Below are 20,986 nucleotides of genomic sequence, written 5' to 3' on the forward strand. Positions count from 1 at the left end.
TTGGCTGGCAAAGAAGTGAGCTATCAGCGCTTGCATTTCAATGCAATCATGGTTAAAACACTTTGAAGTAAAGAAGGAGCGCATGCAATGCGCTCTTTTTTTTGGCAATACGTCATCCCGTGAATGTGCATGTGTTTACATGGGCATTGATGAGAAATTAGGGAACCAAATCACGGTTCCTTTTTCTGAATATGTAACTGCGCGGTGCGCAGACTGTGATTTTGGAAAGGATGTTGAAATGCCATCAATGCAATTTAAGCCCATTCACACCGTGGTTCTGGCGCTCGGCATTGCCGCAGGCGCAACGGCCGTAGGATGGAGTGATGCTGCACGGGACGTGTTGCCTGCAGCGCATGCACAAACTCAATCTGTCACTGTGCCTAGTGCTCCCTTGGTGACGGGCTTGCCCGACTTCACCCAGTTGGTTGATGCGGTGGGTCCAGCAGTGGTCAATATCCGGACCACAGAGAAAATTTCTAACCAGCCATCTATGAGTGGAATGGATGAGGACATGCTGGAGTTTTTCCGGCGTTTTGGTGTGCCCGTTCCTAATATTCCACGCCAAGGAAGCCCCCAGCCAGAAGGTGAGGGTGAAGAGCGTCCAAGCGGTGTTGGCTCCGGTTTTATCCTGAGCTCTGACGGATATGTCATGACCAACGCTCACGTGGTTGAAGGGGCTAGTGACGTGATCGTCACACTGGCGGACAAGCGTGAATTCAAAGCCAAGATCATTGGCGCAGACAAGCGCACTGACGTGGCTGTCGTGAAGATTGATGCCAAGGGCCTGCCTGCAGTCAAGATTGGAGATGTAGGCCGCTTGAAGGTGGGTGAGTGGGTGATGGCTATCGGCTCTCCCTTTGGATTGGAGAACTCAGTGACGGCCGGCATCGTTTCAGCCAAGCAGCGTGATACAGGCGACTATTTGCCTTTTATTCAGACCGACGTGGCGATCAACCCTGGAAATTCAGGGGGCCCGCTGCTGAATATGCGCGGGGAGGTCGTGGGTATCAATAGCCAGATCTACTCGCGTTCCGGCGGATTTATGGGGATCTCTTTTGCCATCCCGATCGATGAGGCTGTGCGTGTAAGTGATCAACTGCGCAAGACTGGTAAGGTGACACGTGGCCGTATTGGCGTGCAAATTGGCCAGGTGACCAAGGAAGTAGCTGAGTCGATTGGTCTGGGCAAGGTGCGTGGTGCCCTGGTTTCTGCAGTAGAGCCAGATTCACCTGCTGCTAAGGCCGGGATCGAGCCGGGCGACATCATCGTGAAATACGATGGAAAAGACATCGACAAGGTGGCTGACCTGCCTCGTCAGGTGGGTAATACCAAGCCTGGCACCAAGAGCACGATCACGGTGTTCCGTCGTGGTCAAACACGCGATCTGTCCATCATGGTCGCAGAAGTGGAGCCGGACGAGGTTGCCACGGCGCGTGCAGATGGCAAACCAGCCTCTGGTGCGACGGCAACCGCCAAGCAGCTTGGCCTGGTAGTCGGCGAGTTGACTGAGGCACAAAAGAAATCACTGGCAATCAAAGGTGGTGTACGCGTTTTGTCGGCCACGGAAGCTGCTGCACGTGCAGGGTTGCGAGAAGGGGATGTCGTGTTGGCGGTGGCCAATAGCGAGGTGACCAATGTCAAGGGCTTTGAAGCCGCTCTGGCCAAGGCTGACAAGAGCAAGCCAGTCAACTTGCTGGTACGCCGTGGAGACTGGACGCAGTACATTCTTATTCGCCCTAACGGCAAGTAAAGTGCCAGCACACAATTCCTGCGCAAGGCTCTAATCCTTGTGTAGGAATGACCTACTGCAGCATTGCAGGGCTTTGTCTAGGGGCTTGGGTAGAATGCCCGCTTGATGAGCGCGGTCACGGGTTTGTACAAGCAAGTACTTGCTGTAGATACGGCGCTGCTGGGTGCTGAAGGTAGTGTCTGTGAATCCTCAATCGGATTGTGGTTAACTTGTGGATAAGTTGCTTGGCGATCTAGGCGAGTGCCTGAGCCATAGTAAATGGATGCTTGGTTTTTGGGCGATTTTGCCTACAATCGAGCATCCAACCAATCGCAGTTGCCAGAGATTGTTGGTTCGGGGCGCGTCGCAGTAGACGCGCCCTTTTTTCTTGCCTTGAGCACACTTTTTCCTTCAATTACAAACGCTTATCGTTGATGAAGCACATTCGAAATTTTTCCATCATTGCGCATATTGACCATGGCAAGTCGACGCTGGCCGATCGCCTGATCCAACGCTGTGGCGGTTTGGCCGATCGCCAGATGGAGGCGCAAGTGCTGGACTCGATGGACATCGAGAAAGAGCGTGGCATCACCATCAAGGCGCAAACAGCCGCGTTGCATTACAGGGCAAAAGATGGGCAGGTCTACAACCTGAATCTGATCGATACCCCTGGCCACGTAGACTTCTCTTACGAGGTTTCTCGCTCGCTTTCGGCCTGTGAAGGCGCATTGCTGGTGGTTGATGCATCCCAGGGGGTTGAAGCTCAGACTGTAGCCAATTGCTACACCGCACTCGATTTGGGCGTGGAGGTCACAGCGGTGCTCAACAAGATGGATCTGCCCAATGCAGATCCTGACAACGCAAAGGCAGAAATCGAAGACGTTATCGGAATCGATGCTACCGATGCCATTCCTTGCTCGGCCAAAACAGGCATGGGCATTGATGACATTTTGGAAGCCATTGTGGCCAAAGTGCCTGCCCCGAAAGGGGACCCCGATGCTCCCTTGCGGGCCATGATCGTGGACAGCTGGTTTGACCCTTATGTCGGCGTCGTGATGCTGGTGCGGGTGGTGGACGGCCAGCTCAAAAAAGGCGAGCGTTTCAAGATGATGGCAACGGGTGCGGCTTATGAAGCCAACAACCTCGGTGTGTTCACTCCTGCCAACTCGCCGCGGGAGGCCCTTAAAGCGGGTGAAGTGGGCTACATCATTGCGGGGATCAAGGAGCTCAAGGCTGCCAAGGTGGGTGACACCATCACTTTGGAAAAAAAGCTTCCAAACAATTTAGGCCCTGCCGAAACGGCATTGCCTGGCTTTAAGGAAGTACAGCCCCAAGTTTTTGCAGGTTTGTACCCCACGGAAGCTTCTGAATACGACCAGCTGCGCGATGCGCTGGAGAAGCTGCAGCTCAATGATGCTGCTTTGCGTTATGAGCCCGAAGTGTCTCAGGCGCTGGGCTTTGGCTTTCGCTGTGGCTTCTTGGGCCTGCTGCACATGGAGATCGTGCAAGAGCGCCTGGAGCGTGAATTTGATCAAGACCTGATCACTACCGCGCCCAGCGTGGTCTACCAGGTAGTGCAGGGTGGCGGTGAAGTCATTGATGTGGAAAATCCTTCCAAAATGCCCGACATCGGGCGTATTGAGGAAATTCGCGAGCCCATCGTGACCGTGCACTTGTACATGCCGCAAGAATATGTGGGGCCTGTGATGACGCTGGCCAACCAAAAGCGCGGCGTGCAGATGAACATGCAGTACCACGGTCGCCAGGTGATGCTGACCTACGAGATGCCGTTGGGTGAAATCGTGCTCGACTTCTTCGATAAGCTCAAATCGGTCTCGCGCGGTTATGCCTCGATGGACTATGAGTTTCTGGAATACCGCGCTTCAGACGTAGTGAAGGTAGATATTTTGCTCAATGGTGAGAAGGTGGATGCACTGTCCATCATCGTCCACCGCAGTCAGTCCCAATACCGTGGTCGCGCGGTGGTGGCCAAGATGCGCGAAATCATCAGTCGCCAGATGTTTGATGTAGCCATTCAGGCCGCCATTGGTGGCAACATCATTGCGCGTGAGACCGTGAAAGCCATGCGCAAGAACGTGCTGGCTAAGTGCTACGGCGGTGACGTGAGCCGCAAGCGCAAGCTGTTGGAAAAGCAGAAGGCCGGTAAGAAGCGCATGAAGCAAATTGGTTCTGTGGAGGTGCCGCAAGAAGCCTTCCTGGCCATTTTGCAAGTTGAAGACTAAAACGAGGGAGCCCATGCAAGCCATGCAATGGATCACCGCGGTCATCTTGGCCGCATTTGTGGGTTACATCGGTGCTTGGTACACCGGGGTCATCGAAGGCAACTTTGCCTTGCTGATGTTTTTGGCCACCTTTGTCACCGGCATCTACTGGCTGGCGGAACGTTTTTACTTCTGGCCGCAGCGCAAGAAGGAAGCGGAGCGTTTAAACAGCGAAGCTGCAACACGCCGTGCTGAGCTGGAGCGTCAGGGGTTGCGCCATGACATGGCAGATACAAAGGAAGGCGAAACCCGCATCCTGCGTCAGCCATGGTGGCTAGACTGGACGGCGGGCCTGTTTCCGGTGCTGTTTGTGGTGTTTGTACTGCGCTCTTTCCTGTTTGAGCCGTTCAAGATTCCATCGGGTTCAATGATTCCGACGCTGATGGTGGGTGACCTGATCTTGGTGAACAAGTTCACTTATGGAGTGCGTTTGCCTGTGCTCAACACGAAAGTCACTGAAGGCAACGCCCCTCAGCGTGGTGATGTGATGGTCTTTCGCTACCCGCCACAGCCCACGTTGGATTACATCAAGCGCGTAGTCGGTGTGCCCGGTGATACTGTGGCCTATTTGAACAAGCGCCTGACTATCAATGGGCAAGAAGTTCCAATTAAGCAGTTGCCTGACTTTTTTGATACGGATGCGATGCGCTACTTTGAGCAGTTCGAAGAAACGCTGGGCGAGAAGCCGCACAAGCTGCTCAATACCAAGGGAATGCCTGCTTTTGTTCAGGGTGCATCAGAGTTTCCCTTCCGTGACAACTGCACATACTCTGTTGAAGGGGTGACGTGCAAGGTGCCCGAGGGGCATTACTTCGCCATGGGCGATAACCGTGATAACTCGCTGGATTCCCGTTACTGGGGCTTTGTTCCCGAAGCAAACATTGTCGGAAAAGCCTTTTTCGTTTGGATGAATTTCGGTAACCTCAAGCGTATCGGCGGTTTTAACTAAGGGCTTTGCGCCTTAACTGATGGCCGCTTTGAGCGGCCATTTTTTATAAGAAGAGAGGGAAATCATGCGTTCTGCGTCTCGTCATCATCAAAAGGGCGTGTCCTTCATTGGATTTGTACTGATTGCTCTGCTGGCCATCGCGGTCTTTGCGATTGGCGGACAATCACTGCCGATAGCTTTGGAATATCAGGCCGCAAAGAAAGCCGCACAAAAAGCTGCCAATGAAGGCAATACGATGCCAGAAGTGCGCGCCATATTTGATCGTGCCGCACAAATTGACGACATCAAGACCATCACTGGTGCAGATCTGGAAATCTCCAAAATCAATGAACGTGTGGTTGTTGAGTTTGAGTACGAGCGCTCTTTGCCGTTGGTAGGCCCTGCCTACCTTGTTTATCGTTTTACATACCAGACCAAATAGGTGCCAATCACCCTGCAAGATCTGCAGCAACAGCTGCAGCATGATTTTCAAAACCCTGCCTTGTTGCAGCGTGCGCTGACGCACCGCAGCTTTTCGGCAGATAACAATGAGCGCCTGGAATTTCTGGGTGACTCAGTGCTGAGCCTTGCCATTTCCAGTTTGTTGTACCAGCGCTTGCGTGAGTTACCAGAAGGTGATTTGTCACGCGTGCGCTCCAACTTGGTCAAGGAAGGCACACTCCATCAAATCGCCGTGAAGCTGCAATTGTCAGATTTGCTGCGGTTAGGGGAGGGTGAGGCCAAATCAGGCGGTAAAAACCGCCCTTCTATTTTGGCGGATGCGGTAGAAGCCATTTTGGGGGCTGTGTACCTCGACGCGGGCTTTGCTGCCGGAGAGAAGCTGGTGCATCGCCTGTTTGAAGGCGTAGACATCAATCCCCATATGCGCGCCGCAGAGAAAGACCCCAAGACTGCGTTGCAAGAATGGCTGCAAGGCCGACGCATGAACGTGCCGCAATACAGTGTGGCCAACATTACTGGTGCTGCACACAAACAGACCTTTGATGTGGAGTGCGTAATACCCGAACTGCGCCTGGGCGCGCGAGGCCAAGGCGGCTCGCGTCGCATAGGTGAGCAGGCTGCAGCAGCGGCCATGCTCGAAATTTTGAAAGCGAAACACCCATGAACGATGCTGCGAAAAAAGTAGCTAGCACCGCAGGCGCCAAGGGCGCTAAAGGCCCAAAGAATTCCAATACTTTGCCAGAGGTGACGCCTGCAGGCCAATCCATGGCTGAGCTGGATGCCATGCTGGCAGCGGCCAAGCCGGGTGCGACCCCTTCTTTGGTGGCTCGTGCTGCGGAAATTGAAGCGGAAAAAGCCGCTGAAGCAGCCATTCCTGTACGTGTCTATGCACCCGAGGAGCAGCGCTGTGGCCTGATTGCCATTGTCGGCAAGCCCAACGTGGGCAAGTCCACGCTGATGAATGCGCTGGTGGGGCAAAAAATCTCCATTACATCGCGTAAGTCGCAAACCACGCGCCACCGCATTACAGGCATTCGTACCAAGGAAGAGACTCAGTTCATTTTTGTGGATACGCCCGGTTTCCAGACCAAGCACTCCACGGCGCTGAACAAGTCGCTCAACAAGACGGTGATGGGTGCCATCACCGATGTGGATTTGATTTTGTTTGTGGTGGAAGCTGGGAGCTTTACGCTGGCCGATGCCAAGGTGCTGAGCCTGTTCAAGCCCGGTATTCCGACACTGCTGGTGGCCAACAAGCTGGACATGGTGGGCCGCCGCCATGAGATTGCTCCGTGGCTCAAAAGCATGCAAGAGCGTCATCCGTTTGCTGAATTTGTGCCCATGTCGGCCAAAAAACGGGACGACATTCAGCGTCTGTTTGGTATCTGCGCCAAGTACCTACCTGAGCAGCCGTGGTTCTATAAAGAAGATGAACTGACTGACCGCAGCGAAAACTTTATGGCTGCAGAGATTGTGCGTGAAAAGCTGTTCCGCTTTACAGGTGATGAACTGCCCTACACCTCGACAGTGGTGATCGATAAGTTTGAGGAAGAAGCCAGCAAGCAGCACAAGCGCTTCATGCGTGTGTCCTCGACCATCATTGTGGAGCGCGATGGTCACAAGGCCATGGTGATTGGCCAAGGTGGCGAGCGCCTCAAGCGCATTTCCACTGAAGCCCGGCAAGAGATGGAAAAGTTATTTGATGCCAAGGTGTTCTTGGAGGTGTGGGTCAAGGTCAAGTCGGGTTGGGCCGACGATGAAACGCGCGTCAAGTCATTCGGCTACGAGTAAGTGCGAAGTCGTGCCGGCTGGAATTACCGGTACTCGGCTGCAAGGTCTTGCCGTGGCGCTGGCACTGACTGTGATCTTGCGCTGCGTCTTGGCAGTTGCTATGCGACACTTCAAGCCTCGTGATTTTTCAAAAGGTCTCTCTGAGGCCTTTTCCCGTTTTTAAGCACCTATGGCCGCCAAGCGTGTGGGCGAAGAGCCCTCTTTCATCCTGCATCGATATGACTGGAGCGAATCCAGTCTGATTCTGGAAGTCTTCACACGCCACCGAGGGCGGGTTGCGCTGGTGGCCAAGGGTGCAAAAAAGCACACGTCCAACTTTCGGCCGGTGCTGCTGGCGCTGCAGCCCCTGAATGTGACTTACACCTTATCGGGCGATGGCAATGCAGACATTCATGTGCTCAAGGGCGCTGAGTGGGCTGGCGGGCACATCATGCCCATGGGCAACAACTTGCTCACAGGCATGTATCTCAACGAATTGCTCATGCGCCTGCTGGCGAGAGATGATCCGTATACCTACCTGTTTGATGTGTACGGTGCCGTAGTCAAACTGCTGGCCACACAGCAAGGTGAAGTGATTGAGCCTGTGCTGCGTGCGTTTGAGTTGATTTTGCTGCGTGAGCTAGGCCTGCTGCCGTCACTTCATGAGGAAACATTAACTCTGCAGCCCTTGCAGCCTGACGCCAGCTATGTGCTGGTGCCCGAGATGGGGCTTCGCCCAGCGCTGGAGGTCGATCGTGCTGCGCTTACTGGTCTTCAGTGGACGCAACTGATGCATGCGCTGGATCAGAGTGATGGTGCTTACCCAGCCGCTGTGCGTGCCTGTGCTGCAGTGGCATCGGCATTGAAGCCGCAGCTGCGCCATTTGCTGCAATACCATTGCGGCAGCCCGCTGCTTCGAACCCGACAGTTGATGATGGATTTGCAAACGCTATGACCGCTTCTACTTCTTCCCACGTCTACCAGCGCACGGCACTGTCCGTGAATGTCAATAAGGTCGCCCTGGTGCGCAATACGCGTCACTTGGGGATCCCATCAGTTACGCGTGCGTCGCTGCTGTGCCTACAGGCGGGTGCGCAGGGCATCACCATTCACCCCCGTCCCGATGAGCGCCACATTCGTGGTGCCGACGTGTATGAGCTGGCCGAACTGATGAAAGCGTGGCCGCAGGCTGAGTTCAATATTGAAGGCAATCCCACGCAGAACCTGATGGACTTCATTCGCAATGTGAAGCCTCACCAGGCCACGTTTGTGCCCGACAGCGAAGACCAGTTCACCAGTGACCATGGCTGGAGCTTTCCGCAAGATGCTCAGCGTCTGCAGCCACTGATTGCCGAATGCAAGGCACTGGGTGTGCGTGTCAGCCTTTTTATGGACCCCATACCTGCGCAAATGGCTGCAGCCAAAGACATTGGCGCTGACCGTGTTGAGCTGTACACCGAACCCTTTGCCGCCGCATGGGGCACTGCAGACCAAGCCCACCAGCTGTCCATCTATGCGCAGGCAGCGCAAGCGGCTTTGGATGCCGGGCTGCAGGTGAATGCCGGGCATGACTTGAACCGCGAAAACCTTGCTGCTTTTGTTGCGCAGGTGCCCGGTGTGGCTGAAGTCTCTATTGGTCACGCGTTGATTGCTGACGCTTTGGAACTCGGATATGCCGCTACGGTCAAAGCCTACCAAGCGTGCATTGATCAAGGCATGGCGCAACGCGGTTGATTTTAAAAGGTGAGCTACTAACGCTTACTGTGTGAGCGGTAGAGCCTGATTCGGCTTGTAATTATGATTTACGGTATTGGCACCGACATCTGTGATGTTCGCCGCATACGCGCCAGCTTGGAGCGCCATGGTGATCGCTTTGCTGAAAAAGTGCTCACCACCAACGAACTGGCCATATGGCGCTTGCGCAGTGCTCGCTGGCCTGAGCGGGGCGTTAAGTATTTGGCGACCCGTTTTTCTGCCAAAGAGGCCTTCAGCAAGGCGATTGGCTTGGGCATGACAATGCCCATGACGTGGCGCAGTTGCGAAATTGCCAATCTGCCCAGTGGGCAGCCAACCATCGTGCTCTACGGTGCGATGCGTGACTGGTTTGAAGCGCGTGGTTTGAGCGTGCACATCACCATGACCGATGAAAGCGAATATGCCGCCAGCTTTTGCGTGGTGGAGCGCAAGGCAGATTGAGTGGCGCGGCATCACATGGCAGGTGTGTGAAATTGGCAGCTTGTGCACATCGCACAAATAGCGAGTCACGCATCGCGGTCATACTTGTGGTTTTGCAGCATTGAGGAGGCAGGAATGCCTCCTTCAACAAGGTAAGCACCTATGACCGCACTTCATGCGCCTCTCATCATCGACATCGCAGGTAAGGCCCTGACCGATGTGGACCGTAGCCGCCTTGCACACCCATTGGTCGGCGGCATCATCTTGTTTGCACGCAACTGGGAAGATCGTGGCCAACTGGTGCAGCTGTGTGCTGACATCAAGGCAGTCAAAGATGACTTGCTGATCTGTGTGGACCACGAGGGTGGCCGCGTGCAGCGCTTTCGCACCGATGGGTTTACACACATTCCACCCATGCGTGCATTTGGCGAGACGTGGATGAATGATGGCAGCGGTAAAAAACGCCGTAAAGGCAGTGGTGCCATGCGTGCCATGAACGCTGCCACTGCTGCTGGCTATGTGCTGGGCAGCGAGTTGCGCGCCTGTGGTGTGGATTTCAGCTTTACTCCTGTGCTGGATTTGGACTATGGCGAAAGCAGCGTCATTGGTGACCGCAGTTTTCACCGTGACCCCCGGGTGGTGGCGGCCTTGGCCAAAAGCCTGATGCACGGCCTGCTGCAAGCCGGTATGGGAAATTGCGGCAAGCATTTTCCGGGGCATGGCCATGTGAAAGCGGACTCGCATGTCGACATGCCTGTTGACAAGCGCAAGCTCAAAAAGATTTTGTCGGAAGATGCTGCGCCGTACCCCTGGCTCTCAAGCGTTCTGACCGCCGTGATGCCTGCCCATGTGATTTACCCCAAGGTGGATGCCTTGCCTGCGGGGTTTTCTAAAACCTGGTTGCAAGACATTTTGCGCGGCGAGCTACGCTATGACGGCGCTATCTTCAGTGATGACCTGAGCATGGAAGCTGCACGCCGCATTGATGGCCAGGTCATCAGCTACACGGAAGCCGCTTTGCGCGCGTTGGATGCTGGCTGCGATATGGTGCTGCTGTGCAATCAGAGCCTGGGTCTTGGCGAGCATGTGGACGAATTGCTCGATGGTATGGATGACGCCCTGCGCTCTGGGCGCTGGGTGCCGGATGTGGACTCTGAATCGCGCCGCGTCTCGCTATTGCCTGAGACAGTCCCCCAGCCTTGGGAAGATTTGATGCTGCAGCCGGCATACCTGCAGGCGCTGGACATGCTGCCCTGATACACCGGATAAAACGCCCCCTCAAGATCCGCCGCAAACGACTGTTTGCTGGCGGATTTTTTATGTTGCCCAGCTTTTTAAAACTTTGACTGGACACTTTGTTCGCTCGTCTGCATGACTAGGTGGGTGCAAGCCTTACATCCCTTCTGTGTACGCAGGGCTCGCGGCTCACATGGTGGCAGGGTGGTTTCAATCCGCCTCAGTGACTGAAGGGTGCATGTCCGCAAGGCATATGCATTTTGTTTGCGTTGCTACAGGTGTGACATGCAGGTTGTGTCGTTGTACAGCCATCTGAGAGAGCGCTAGCTACAAAAGTGGTGGGTTGGTAGCAATCTATAGAGCATTTTTTTTTGTTATTCGTTCATTGAATTCCCAAGTTTTTCAAGCAGTTGGGAGTCGGGAGTCTTAGGTCTTATATCTAATGGTAAACCCTATGTTTTTGCTCCAATAAAAGACCATGGCTCACTTGCAGTTGCGTGTGGGATGACCAACAAATCTTTACCTAAATCCATAGCATCGAAACATTAAGACATTGTGAGATAGCTCAATAAAAGCTTGAACTTTGTGTTGATGCATGTCCGTTTTTTAAAGTATTTCCCTTTTTGATTCGATGCAATGCACTGAATTAAAGAGGGATTTTTATTTTGAAGTCCTCAAACACATGGGCGTGCTGGATCGATATTTACGTGATGTAGGAATAGAAAAATGTCTAACTTTTCCCCACCAAGTCGTAGAACTTTCTTGATGGCGTCTGGTGCAGGAGTGGCACTCACTGGCATGGCGATGACCTTTCACGCCAACTCCAAAGAAGCTCCGATTCAGCTGGACAAGTACCAGCCTGAATTTTTTACCCCCGAGGAGTGGAACTTCGTGCTTGCGGCTACCGCGCGCCTGATTCCGTCTGAAGGTGATGGCCCCGGTGCCCTGGAAACCCATGTGCCAGTGTTCATTGACCGCCAGTTGGTGGGTTACTACGGGAATGCTGACATCTGGTACATGCAAGGTCCGCACGATCCGCAAGCCACCGCCGATCGTGGCTGGCAAACACCGCTCAACCCTGCGCAGCTGTATCGCAAGGCGATCCCCGCGTTCAACGCTGCATGCAAAGAGCGCTTTGGCAAGGAGTTCAAGAGCCTGGCACCTGAGCAGCAGGACGAAGCCTTGACTGCTCTGCAAAAGGGCGAGATCAAGCTGGAGCCAGAGCTCAGCATCTTCTTTACCACCCTGCTGGCCAATACCAAGGAAGGCTATTTCGCCGACCCGCAGCATGGCGGAAATTTCCGCATGCAGTCATGGAAGTACATCGGTTTTCCCGGCGCACGCGCCAGCTATGCCGAATGGGTGGATCAGCACAACAGAAAGTACCCACTGGGTCCGGTATCGATCAAGGGCGAAAGGGCTTAAACCATGGCACGCATTGAAAAAAAGAAAGACGTGGTCATTGTTGGCCTCGGATGGACCGGCTCGATTGCCGGGATGGAGCTGGCAGCTGAAGGCCTGGAAATCGTGGCACTGGAGCGCGGCGGCGACCAGAACACGGTGCCTGAGTTCAAGTACCCCAATCAGATTGACGAGCTGACCTATGGCGTGCGCTTGAAGAACATGCAGCACCCCCGTCAGGCGACAGTGACGGTGCGCCGTAACGATGGCGAAATTGCTTTGCCTTACCGTTCCATGGGCTCCTTCCTGCCTGCCAACGGCGTCGGTGGTGCGGGTACGCACTGGAACGGTTTGCTGTGGCGCCCGCAGCCTCAGGAGATTCGACTGCGTTCCTATGTGAAGGAGCGCTGGGGTGAGTCCATCATTCCGGAAGGTATGAACCTGATGGATTACCCCGTTACCTACGATGAACTGGAGCCCTACTTCACCCAGTTTGACGAAGTGGCAGGCGTGTCTGGCACGGCAGGTAATCTCAAGGGCCAGCTTCAGCCTGGCGGTAATCCGTTTGAAGGCTGGCGCTCCAAAGAGTACCCCATGCCTGCACTGGGTACGACTTATGACTCCAGCAAGTTTGCAGCCACAGCCAAGAACATGGGGCTGCACCCATTTCCCGCACCGGCAGGCATTGCATCCACATCGTATGTGAACCCTTACGGCATGCAGATGGCGCCTTGCAACTTTTGTGGTTTCTGCGAGCGCTACGGTTGCTACCAGTACTCCAAGTCATCGCCCCAGACTGCGGTGCTGGATGCCCTCAAGCGCAAGCCTAATTTTTCTTACCGCACGCACTGCGAAGTGCTGCGTGTGGAAACCGCTGCCGACGGCAAGACGGCGACCGGTGTGACGTACTTTGACGCTGTCAAGCAAGAAGAAGTGTTCCAGCCTGCAGATCTGGTGATTTTGTCGTCTTACCAGTTGAACAACGTGCACCTGATGCTGGTGTCCGGCATTGGTGAACCCTACGATCCCAAGACTAACAAGGGTGTCACTGGCAAGAATTACGCCTACCAGATGAATGGTGGTGTGACCCTGTTCTTCAAGGAAGACAACTTCAACCCCTTCATTGCGCACGGCTCCAACGGTATGTGCATCGATGACTACGGTGTCAACCAGAACGACTTCGGCAAGCTGGGATTCATCGGTGGCGCCTACTGGCGCGTTGGCGCGATGAATGGTCAGCCTATCCGTTCCATGCCTTTGCCCAAGGGCACACCGGGCTGGGGTGCAGGCTGGAAGAAGGGCATTGGCGAGTGGTATGGCCACTCGATGTCGATCGGTACCCACGGATCGCACATGTCCTACCGCGTCAATCACCTGGATCTGGACCCCACCTACAAGGATCCGCATGGCCGTCCACTGATGCGCATGACCTTCAACTGGCAGGACAACGACCTGAAGATGACCCAGTACCAAAAGAGCAAGGCCGAGGAAGTCGGTCATGCGATGAAGCCGGATCTGCTGCAGTCGGGCTTCAAGAACATTGGTGCCAAGTTTGACGTGCGCCCCTACCAGACCACGCACAACACTGGTGGACACATCATGTCTGAGAGCCCTCGCGAAGGTGTGGTGAACCGTTACTGCCAGGCCTGGGACAAGCACAACGTGTTTGTCTTTGGTGCCGGGAACTTTGTACAGAACACCCAGTACAACCCCACCGGCATGGTGGGTGGCCTGGCGTACTGGACGCTGCACGCCATCCGCACGATGTATCTGAAAAACCCACGTCCGCTGGTCTGAGGGGGAGCACACGATGAAAAAATACCTCAGCATTCTGATTGCATTGATTGTTCTTGGCATCATCGCGGCGCTAGCGCTGGCCTATGCCCCGTTCAAGCCCTCGGGCGCGAACGAAGTTTTGCCCGCTGACTGGAAGGCAGAGGCCGGCCGCGGTGAGTACGTCATGCGCGCCGGTGACTGCTTTGCCTGTCACACAGCCAAAGGCGGTGAGCCTTTTGCAGGAGGGCGTGGCATTGAAAGCCCCATGGGAACCATCTGGGCTTCCAACATCACGCCAGACAAAGAAACTGGTATCGGCAACTGGACACTGGAGCAGTTCCGCACTGCGATGGTGGATGGCGTGGGTGGCCACGGTCAGCAGTTGTACCCAGCCATGCCGTATGAGAACTACCGCTTCATGAAGGAAGGCGACATCCGAGCGTTGTTCGACTACCTGCAGACCGAAGTGGCTCCGGTGAAGAACGAAGTACAGGCCACCAGCCTCAGCTTTCCTTTCAACATGCGCTTTGGTATCCGTGCATGGAACTGGCTGGCGCTGTCTGGCCAAGCTGACTTCAAGCCCATGGCAGGGGATGATCAGCAGATCCGTGGTCAGTACCTGGTGGAAGGTGCGGGTCACTGCGCGGCCTGCCACAGTCCACGCACGCCGCTCATGGCGCAAAACGGTACTACTGTGTCTGACGCCAACTTCCTGACAGGCGGCATGGTGGATGGCTGGAATGCCCCAGCGCTGCGTGGCAAAGATGCCCGGGTCCAGACATGGCCAGCGTCAGAAATTGCAGCCTATCTGGGCGCAGGTCGCAATGCGCACGCTGTGGCCAATGGTGAGATGGCTTTGGTTGTCGAACATTCGATGCAGTACATGAGCGATGCGGACTTGAATGCCATGGCCGTGTTCCTCAAGAGCATGGATGGCCAGTCCGTGCAAGCAGTATCCGCACAAGTGGCTACACCCGGGCCTCATAGCATGCCGCCACTGCCTGCGGACGAAGCTGGTCAAGCTACCGCCAAACTACTGACCTCTGCATCACCAGATATGTCTCTGGGTGCCCGCCTGTATCTGGACAATTGCGCTGCCTGCCACTTTGTCAGCGGTAAGGGTGCCGCTGAGATTTTTCCTGAGCTGCAAGGCAATGCCATGGTGCTGGGCAAAGATGCCAGCCCGCTGATCTCGGTGATTTTGAAGGGTGCTTCTTCTCCTGCAACGGATCGCCGCCCCATGCATCTGGTCATGCAAGGCTACGCCGATCGTCTCACCGACGACGAAGTGGCTCAGTTGGCAAGCTTCCTGCGCAAGGGCTGGGGCAACCAGGCGTCGCAGGTCAGTGCCCGCGATGTGGCTAAGGTGCGCCAAAAAGTGCAATCGCTTGCTGCACATTGAGTTGTTGCAAGCGCGTGATAGATGAGCTTCAGCGGTAACGCTGCCACTCATAAAGGCCAGACATCGAGTCTGGCCTTTTTTTATGGATGGGGAACTATCTGCCCGAGGGAACGTGGGATGATCCGATTTTTTGGTTTCAGGCAAACAGCCTGAAGGTCAAGTCTGCAAGAACGAGGAGAAGCTCATGCGCGTTGGTGTGCTGACTGGGGGGGGCGATTGCCCCGGTTTGAATGCGGTGATCCGTGCGGTCACCAAATCACTGATCAGCCAAGGTCAATGTGCCGTTATTGGCATTGCAGACGGTTTTGAAGGTCTGATGGGGGAAACACCCCGTGTAAAGCCTCTGTCTTGGGATGAAGTCTCTGGCATCTTGCACATTGGCGGCACCATTTTGGGTACCAGCAACAGCGCCAATCCACTCAAAAGCACAGAGACGCTGGCACAGGTCAAGCGCAATGTGCAGTCGCTGGGTCTGGATGTGGTGGTCGCTATCGGGGGCGACGGCACCATGAGCCTGGCCTACGGGCTGGCGAATGCGGTGGGCATGCAGTGCGTCGGCGTGCCAAAGACCATTGACAACGACATTGCCAACTGCGAGCGCAGCTTTGGTTTTGACACAGCTGTGGCCACCGCTACCGAAGCCCTGCGCCGCATCGAGAGTACGGCCAACAGCCACCACCGCGTGATGATTGTGGAGACCATGGGCCGCAATGCGGGGTGGCTGGCTCTGGAAGCTGGTGTGGCCGGTGCGGCCGACATCATCTTGCTGCCTGAAATCGACTATGACCTGCAAGCCATCATTGACGTATGCAAGGCCCGTGAGCAGCGCCAGCGTTACACCATCATCTGCATTGGTGAGGGTGCCAAGGAAAGCGGGCAAAGCCTGACAGTACGGGAAACCATTGCACACAGCCCTGACCCCGTGCGCCTGGGCGGCGTAGGCCATGTGCTGCGAGAGCGGTTGCAGCCACATTTGAAAAGCGAAGTGCGCACCACCGTCCTTGGTCATGTGCAGCGTGGTGGAGACCCTACGCCATTTGACCGGGTGTTGGCCACCCAGTTTGGGCACCATGCTGCGCAATTGGTGCTGGCCGGGCAGTTTGGCCGAATGGTAACGCTACAGAACGGGCAGATTGGCAGCGTAGAAATTGCCACGGTTGCCAATACTCAGCGAAAAATTGCGCCAGACCACCCATTGCTGACGATGGCGCGTGATATCGGTATTTGTCTGGGCGAGCGTTCCGCTTAAAACGCTGCGTTGTTGCAAACAAGGCCGTACAGATGCAGGCACTGTGCGGCCTTTTTTTGTGTCCGTAGACAATGTGTAACTTCAATGTAACTGTTTGTTAGGTAGTGTTGGTTTTTTCGGGTAAACCCGGTGTAATTGTTGCTGTTTGTAGAATTCTGGTGCCGCGATGTTTTCATCGCGGCTTTTCGCTTTTCAGGGTGGATATGCAGTTCAAGAATTTGTCGGTTGCCAAAAAGATTTGGCTGTTGATGCTGGTGGTGATGACCGCTATGTTGCTCGCGGGGTTAGGCATGACTAACCATATGAAGAGCTTGGAATCTCATTTACGGGACAAGGTTCGAGACACAGAGGAACATATCCGGCTGGTTGTTGAGTTGCGCGGCAGCGTGGAAGCCACCGCTGGGTATTTGATTGCTGGAAATTTGGCGCAAGACAGCGATTCAATGCAGTTCTTTGAGAGCAAATATAAGCAAGGCTCAGCCCGTATGACGGCGTTGATGAACGAAACCGAGGCTCGATTGAAAAGCGAGGCAGGACGTGCCTTGTTTAACCAGATTGTGGGAAAGCGTAGCAAGCTCAATGCTTTGGCTGAGCAGGTCGCAATGGAGCGTCGCAACGATGGTGATGTCGTACGTTTGGTACGTGCAGATTTGGCACCTGCCGTGGATGACTTCATGGAGGACTTGAATGCCTTGGTCCGTCTGCAAGAGCAAATGCGCACGGAAGCTTTGGAAGATGCCAGCACTGAGCGCACCGCAGGTTTTGTGGTTGGCCTGACTGTGCTGGCCGTGGTTGTGCTGGCGGGTCTGCTGCTGGCTATGTGGCTGGTGCGTCAGCTCACAGCGCCATTGGCGCGCGCTGTCGATCTGGCCAATGCCATTGCCTCGGGTGACCTGACACGCAATGTGCATGACGATCGCAAGGATGAACTGGGCCAGTTGCTGCGCAGTCTCAATGCCATGACGCAAAAGCTCAGCACCGTGGTGGGTGAAGTGCGCAACGGCGTAGATTCTGTTTCTTCCGCTGCGTCACAGATTGCCACGGGCAATCAGGATCTGTCTGCACGCACCGAGCAAACTGCGGCCAACCTGGAAGAAACTGCCGCCAGCATCGAAGAGTTGACCGCCACCGTGACACAGTCCGCAGACACTGCCCGGCAGGCCAATCAATTGGCTGCAACAGCGGTGCAGGCTGCCGAGCGTGGTGGTGAAGTGGTCAGCCAGGTAGTGATGAGCATGGATCAGATCAATACCTCCAGCCGCAAGATCAGCGACATCATCGGGGTGATTGATGGCATTGCTTTTCAGACCAATATCCTGGCACTGAACGCCGCAGTTGAAGCAGCGCGTGCTGGTGAGCAAGGCCGTGGTTTTGCCGTAGTTGCTGGAGAAGTTCGCAGCTTGGCGGGGCGCAGTGCCGAGGCTGCCAAAGAGATCAAAGCCTTGATCAACACCAGCGTAAACAACGTGGACCTGGGAGCAGAGCAAGTGGCACAGGCCGGTGAGAGCATGCAGGAAATTGTAGCCAGCGTGCGCCGCGTGACTGATTTGATTGGTGAGATTTCCGCATCGGCCAATGAGCAAAGCGATGGCATTGCACAAGTCAACCAAGCCATCAGCAATCTCGATCAGATGACCCAGCAAAACGCAGCGTTGGTGGAAGAGTCCAGCGCAGCCGCCACTTCCATGCATGACCAGGCACAGCGTCTGGCTGAAGTGGTGGCGGTGTTCAATGTAGGTCAGCAGTCTGCAGCGCAGACATCACCACTGCGTCGCCCGGTGGCGGTAGCTACTGCACCTGCTGTACCTGCAGCAACGCATACGGCAGCAGTGCGCAAAGTAGCGGCTGTCAGCACCAGTACGGCCAGAAAGCCTGCTGTGAACAAACCTGCAGTTCAGCCCGCACCTGCACCTAAGCTGATCAGGCCCGCGCCTTTGAACAGCAAAGCCCCTGCCAGCAGCCATGAGGACGACTGGGAATCTTTCTGACCCCTGTGACGGGCAGATACCAAGGAGCCATTGCGGCTCCTTTTTTTATCAGCAAAATAAGTGCTGGCGTTCATGCGGCAAGCGCAGATAGCTATAAAAATCTTTAAAAGGCTCAACATGGATCGACATGAAGAAGCGGTGATGCAATTTTTGACCGCCAATGGCGACACGTTCATTGCTCCCCACTATGAAGTGGCTGCCGGATGGGTGTGCCCCAGCTTGGTGGCGCTGCGCCCCGCCAGAAAGCAAATATGGGTGGCAGAGGTCTCAGCCTCTGGCTACCCGCTGGGTCTGGTTGACAGGATCAATCAGCGCATTGAAAAGTGGTATGCCCCCTTGCTGAAGCAATTGCAGCGACTGAAGGTGGTGCAAGGCGACTGGAGCATTGGCTTGCTGATTTTTGTGCGTAACGACCAGGTCGAATGGCTCAAGGGCCGTGTGAAAGACTGGTCTGGGGTGCATGTGCTCAGTCTAGAAACAGCCAGCAGCCCCTGGACGTGGCACAGCAGCGTATGGACCGAAGACGTAGACTTTGCTGCAGGCGCAATTCCTCGCAAAGATGAGGCAACGTCAGGCCCTGCACTTACACATTAAGCACAGCCCAAGCTGTGCATGGTGCGTATCATTTTTGGCAATCACAAGGCACATTCCCATGCAGATGACAGACATCCCCTTTGGCACCACGGATTGGGCCAGCATCGCGCCCACAGAACACCGAGGTGAAACAGGTGTTGCGTGGTGGCGCACTTGCCGGTTTGGCACTATCCGTGTGCGCATGGTGGAGTACAGCCCGGACTATCTGGCCGATCACTGGTGCAGCAAGGGGCACATTCTGCTGTGCCTGGCTGGAGAGCTGCAGACGGAACTGGACGATGGGCGCACTTTCACCTTGCACCCGGGCATGAGCTATCAGGTTGCCGATCAGGCCGAGGCACACCGCTCAAGTACCACCGTGGGCGCTAAATTGTTCATTGTCGATTGAGATGTAGCACGTGCTGCTGGGCTGTCAGGTGTTGCATCCCTTTGTGCGCTTGGGTGATGGCCAGCGTGAGTATGGATTTCATCAGTTGAGCACACTGAATCAACAAGCGCTGCATGCGATGTACTGGGCGTGAAGAGCGCGTTGCCTCAGGCGCTTGATAGCGGTTATGAATTAAAAAAGCAGGGCGCTGGCGCTTGTTTCAGCGCCATTTGGGTGCCACCACTGGCCTATGATCAACACCCCGGCACCAATGGCAACCCGTTTTTATGGCTGCTGCCTAGGTGCGGATGCCACATTTTCTGGATGCTTGTATGACCACCTTAGGAACACCTCTGACCCCCCACGCCACCAAAGTCATGCTGCTGGGCAGTGGCGAGCTGGGTAAAGAGGTCTTGATTGCGCTGCAGCGCTTGGGCGTTGAAACCATAGCCGTTGACCGCTACGACAACGCACCGGGCCACCAGGTGGCACACCATGCGCACACCATCACCATGAGCGATCCGGCCCAGCTCAAGGCCTTGATTGAGAAGATGCAGCCTGATCTGGTGGTGCCTGAGATTGAAGCCATCGCTACCCCCATGCTTGAAGAGCTGGAGGCCGCAGGTGTTGTCACGGTGGTGCCTACAGCGCGTGCCACGCGCCTGACCATGGATCGCGAAGGCATCCGCCGGCTGGCTGCCGAAACCTTGGGTTTGCCCACCAGTCCCTACCGTTTTTGTGATTCGCTGCAAGAGCTGCAGGCCGCCATTGATGGCACAGATGGCCAAGCTGCCATTGGCTACCCCTGCGTGGTCAAGCCGGTAATGAGCAGCTCTGGAAAAGGCCAGAGCAAGATCGATGGTGCCACTGATGTGGCCTCCGCGTGGGACTACGCCATGGCTGGGGGTCGTGTGGCAAAGGGCCGTGTGATTGTTGAAGGTTTTATTGATTTTGACTACGAAATCACCCAGCTGACCGTGCGTGCCAAGGGCAAGGACGGTCAGTTTGAAACCCATTTTTGTGACCCCATCGGCCACATCCAGCAAGCGGGTGATTATGTGGAAAGCTGGCAGCCCCATCCCATGCATCCCGCTGCGCTGGACAAAGCCCGCCAAATCTCCAAGGCCGTGACCGATGATCTGGGCGGACTGGGCCTGTTTGGCGTGGAGCTGTTTGTCAAGGGCGAGCAGGTGTGGTTCAGTGAAGTCTCGCCACGCCCGCACGACACGGGTCTGGTCACGCTGGCCACACAGTGGCAAAGCGAGTTTGAGCTGCACGCCCGCGCCATTCTGGGGTTGCCGGTGGATGCCAGCCTGCGCAATCCCGGTGCCAGCGCGGTGATCTATGGCGGCCAAGATGCTGAAGGCTTGGTTTTTGACGGCGTGGACGAAGCGCTGGCTCTGCCCGGTACAGACCTGCGTTTGTTTGGCAAGCCTGAGAGTTTTGTGAAACGCCGCATGGGTGTGGCACTTGCACGTGCTGCCGATGTGCAGCAAGCCCGTACCACCGCCAAGCTGGCCGCCAGCAAGGTCAAACCGCGCAAGCCTTGATAAAAAATAGCTGACAGCGCTGAGCCAGTAAGCGCTGGAGGCCGAAAAGACTATAAAAAAGCGACGGCCATGTGCTC

Annotated in this window: 18 protein-coding genes; all 18 read left to right on the forward strand. The window is 55.4% G+C overall.

The genetic code is table 11. The features are described 5' to 3' along the window. The first annotated feature begins 238 nt into the window (after positions 1–238). The 18 genes from IB213_RS06770 (at position 239) to purT (ending at position 20,909) form a co-directional block, all read left to right on the forward strand. Positions 239–1,750, forward strand: coding sequence for a DegQ family serine endoprotease (locus tag IB213_RS06770; protein ID WP_192405803.1), 1,512 nt, complete (start codon positions 239–241; stop codon positions 1,748–1,750). Positions 1,751–2,163: 413 nt separating this feature from the next. After that, positions 2,164–3,972 (forward strand): translation elongation factor 4, encoded by a 1,809-nt coding sequence (gene lepA / locus IB213_RS06775; RefSeq protein WP_192405804.1) that lies wholly within the window; start codon positions 2,164–2,166, stop codon positions 3,970–3,972. A 13-nt stretch (positions 3,973–3,985) separates the two neighbouring features. Beyond that, complete coding sequence (gene lepB, locus IB213_RS06780) at positions 3,986–4,960, forward strand: signal peptidase I (RefSeq protein WP_192405805.1); 975 nt, start codon at positions 3,986–3,988, stop codon at positions 4,958–4,960. A 64-nt stretch (positions 4,961–5,024) separates the two neighbouring features. Continuing rightward, positions 5,025–5,381 carry a DUF4845 domain-containing protein gene (locus IB213_RS06785; RefSeq protein ID WP_192405806.1) on the forward strand — a complete coding sequence of 119 codons (357 nt, stop codon included), beginning with the start codon at positions 5,025–5,027 and terminating at the stop codon, positions 5,379–5,381. Then, complete coding sequence (gene rnc / locus IB213_RS06790; protein ID WP_191723096.1) at positions 5,382–6,065, forward strand: ribonuclease III; 684 nt, start codon at positions 5,382–5,384, stop codon at positions 6,063–6,065. Then, a complete protein-coding gene (era, locus tag IB213_RS06795) occupies positions 6,062–7,192 on the forward strand; it encodes a GTPase Era (protein ID WP_225561010.1) in 1,131 nt (376 codons plus the stop codon). The genes rnc and era overlap by 4 nt, the downstream gene beginning before the upstream one ends. A 169-nt stretch (positions 7,193–7,361) precedes the next feature. After that, complete coding sequence (recO, locus tag IB213_RS06800) at positions 7,362–8,126, forward strand: DNA repair protein RecO (protein WP_192405807.1); 765 nt, start codon at positions 7,362–7,364, stop codon at positions 8,124–8,126. Then, positions 8,123–8,905 carry a pyridoxine 5'-phosphate synthase gene (locus IB213_RS06805; protein ID WP_192405808.1) on the forward strand — a complete coding sequence of 261 codons (783 nt, stop codon included), beginning with the start codon at positions 8,123–8,125 and terminating at the stop codon, positions 8,903–8,905. The genes recO and IB213_RS06805 overlap by 4 nt, the downstream gene beginning before the upstream one ends. Before the next feature lie 63 nt (positions 8,906–8,968). After that, the gene (acpS, locus tag IB213_RS06810) at positions 8,969–9,367 is read left to right on the forward strand and encodes a holo-ACP synthase (protein WP_191723093.1); all 399 of its coding nucleotides are present in this window, start codon (positions 8,969–8,971) and stop codon (positions 9,365–9,367) included. 141 nt (positions 9,368–9,508) lie between these two features. Then, complete coding sequence (nagZ, locus tag IB213_RS06815; protein WP_192405809.1) at positions 9,509–10,603, forward strand: beta-N-acetylhexosaminidase; 1,095 nt, start codon at positions 9,509–9,511, stop codon at positions 10,601–10,603. A gap of 705 nt (positions 10,604–11,308) precedes the next feature. Beyond that, on the forward strand, positions 11,309–12,007 hold the full coding sequence (locus IB213_RS06820) for a gluconate 2-dehydrogenase subunit 3 family protein (RefSeq protein WP_191723091.1): 699 nt from the start codon (positions 11,309–11,311) through the stop codon (positions 12,005–12,007). Positions 12,008–12,010: 3 nt separating this feature from the next. Further along, positions 12,011–13,780: a GMC family oxidoreductase gene (locus IB213_RS06825; RefSeq protein WP_192405810.1), complete on the forward strand. Its 1,770-nt coding sequence runs from the start codon at positions 12,011–12,013 to the stop codon at positions 13,778–13,780. Positions 13,781–13,793: 13 nt separating this feature from the next. After that, positions 13,794–15,161 (forward strand): cytochrome c, encoded by a 1,368-nt coding sequence (locus IB213_RS06830; protein ID WP_191723089.1) that lies wholly within the window; start codon positions 13,794–13,796, stop codon positions 15,159–15,161. Positions 15,162–15,345: 184 nt separating this feature from the next. After that, a complete protein-coding gene (locus IB213_RS06835; RefSeq protein ID WP_191723088.1) occupies positions 15,346–16,410 on the forward strand; it encodes a 6-phosphofructokinase in 1,065 nt (354 codons plus the stop codon). A 203-nt stretch (positions 16,411–16,613) separates the two neighbouring features. Continuing rightward, a complete protein-coding gene (locus tag IB213_RS06840) occupies positions 16,614–18,398 on the forward strand; it encodes a methyl-accepting chemotaxis protein (protein ID WP_192405811.1) in 1,785 nt (594 codons plus the stop codon). A 117-nt stretch (positions 18,399–18,515) separates the two neighbouring features. Further along, positions 18,516–18,992 carry a hypothetical protein gene (locus IB213_RS06845; protein WP_192405812.1) on the forward strand — a complete coding sequence of 159 codons (477 nt, stop codon included), beginning with the start codon at positions 18,516–18,518 and terminating at the stop codon, positions 18,990–18,992. 58 nt (positions 18,993–19,050) lie between these two features. Then, positions 19,051–19,380, forward strand: a complete 330-nt coding sequence (locus IB213_RS06850) for a DHCW motif cupin fold protein (RefSeq protein ID WP_192405813.1) — start codon at positions 19,051–19,053, stop codon at positions 19,378–19,380. Between the two features lie 311 nt (positions 19,381–19,691). After that, on the forward strand, positions 19,692–20,909 hold the full coding sequence (gene purT / locus IB213_RS06855) for a formate-dependent phosphoribosylglycinamide formyltransferase (RefSeq protein ID WP_191723084.1): 1,218 nt from the start codon (positions 19,692–19,694) through the stop codon (positions 20,907–20,909). The last annotated feature ends 77 nt before the right edge of the window (positions 20,910–20,986 follow it).

It is taken from the genome of Comamonas sp. CMM02 (assembly GCF_014851485.1).
GTDB classification, from domain to species: domain Bacteria; phylum Pseudomonadota; class Gammaproteobacteria; order Burkholderiales; family Burkholderiaceae_C; genus Comamonas; species Comamonas avium.

What these genes read in the sequence shown, in the direction of transcription:
- IB213_RS06820 (WP_191723091.1), top strand. Translation starts at nt 11,309, where the DNA reads ATGTCTAACTTTTCCCCACCAAGTCGTAGAACTTTCTTGATGGCGTCT.
- lepA (WP_192405804.1), top strand. Translation starts at nt 2,164, where the DNA reads ATGAAGCACATTCGAAATTTTTCCATCATTGCGCATATTGACCATGGC.
- IB213_RS06785 (WP_192405806.1), top strand. Translation starts at nt 5,025, where the DNA reads ATGCGTTCTGCGTCTCGTCATCATCAAAAGGGCGTGTCCTTCATTGGA.
- IB213_RS06835 (WP_191723088.1), top strand. Translation starts at nt 15,346, where the DNA reads ATGCGCGTTGGTGTGCTGACTGGGGGGGGCGATTGCCCCGGTTTGAAT.
- acpS (WP_191723093.1), top strand. Translation starts at nt 8,969, where the DNA reads ATGATTTACGGTATTGGCACCGACATCTGTGATGTTCGCCGCATACGC.
- IB213_RS06825 (WP_192405810.1), top strand. Translation starts at nt 12,011, where the DNA reads ATGGCACGCATTGAAAAAAAGAAAGACGTGGTCATTGTTGGCCTCGGA.
- IB213_RS06805 (WP_192405808.1), top strand. Translation starts at nt 8,123, where the DNA reads ATGACCGCTTCTACTTCTTCCCACGTCTACCAGCGCACGGCACTGTCC.
- IB213_RS06850 (WP_192405813.1), top strand. Translation starts at nt 19,051, where the DNA reads ATGCAGATGACAGACATCCCCTTTGGCACCACGGATTGGGCCAGCATC.
- IB213_RS06845 (WP_192405812.1), top strand. Translation starts at nt 18,516, where the DNA reads ATGGATCGACATGAAGAAGCGGTGATGCAATTTTTGACCGCCAATGGC.
- IB213_RS06840 (WP_192405811.1), top strand. Translation starts at nt 16,614, where the DNA reads ATGCAGTTCAAGAATTTGTCGGTTGCCAAAAAGATTTGGCTGTTGATG.
- nagZ (WP_192405809.1), top strand. Translation starts at nt 9,509, where the DNA reads ATGACCGCACTTCATGCGCCTCTCATCATCGACATCGCAGGTAAGGCC.
- recO (WP_192405807.1), top strand. Translation starts at nt 7,362, where the DNA reads ATGGCCGCCAAGCGTGTGGGCGAAGAGCCCTCTTTCATCCTGCATCGA.
- era (WP_225561010.1), top strand. Translation starts at nt 6,062, where the DNA reads ATGAACGATGCTGCGAAAAAAGTAGCTAGCACCGCAGGCGCCAAGGGC.
- lepB (WP_192405805.1), top strand. Translation starts at nt 3,986, where the DNA reads ATGCAAGCCATGCAATGGATCACCGCGGTCATCTTGGCCGCATTTGTG.
- IB213_RS06830 (WP_191723089.1), top strand. Translation starts at nt 13,794, where the DNA reads ATGAAAAAATACCTCAGCATTCTGATTGCATTGATTGTTCTTGGCATC.
- purT (WP_191723084.1), top strand. Translation starts at nt 19,692, where the DNA reads ATGACCACCTTAGGAACACCTCTGACCCCCCACGCCACCAAAGTCATG.
- IB213_RS06770 (WP_192405803.1), top strand. Translation starts at nt 239, where the DNA reads ATGCCATCAATGCAATTTAAGCCCATTCACACCGTGGTTCTGGCGCTC.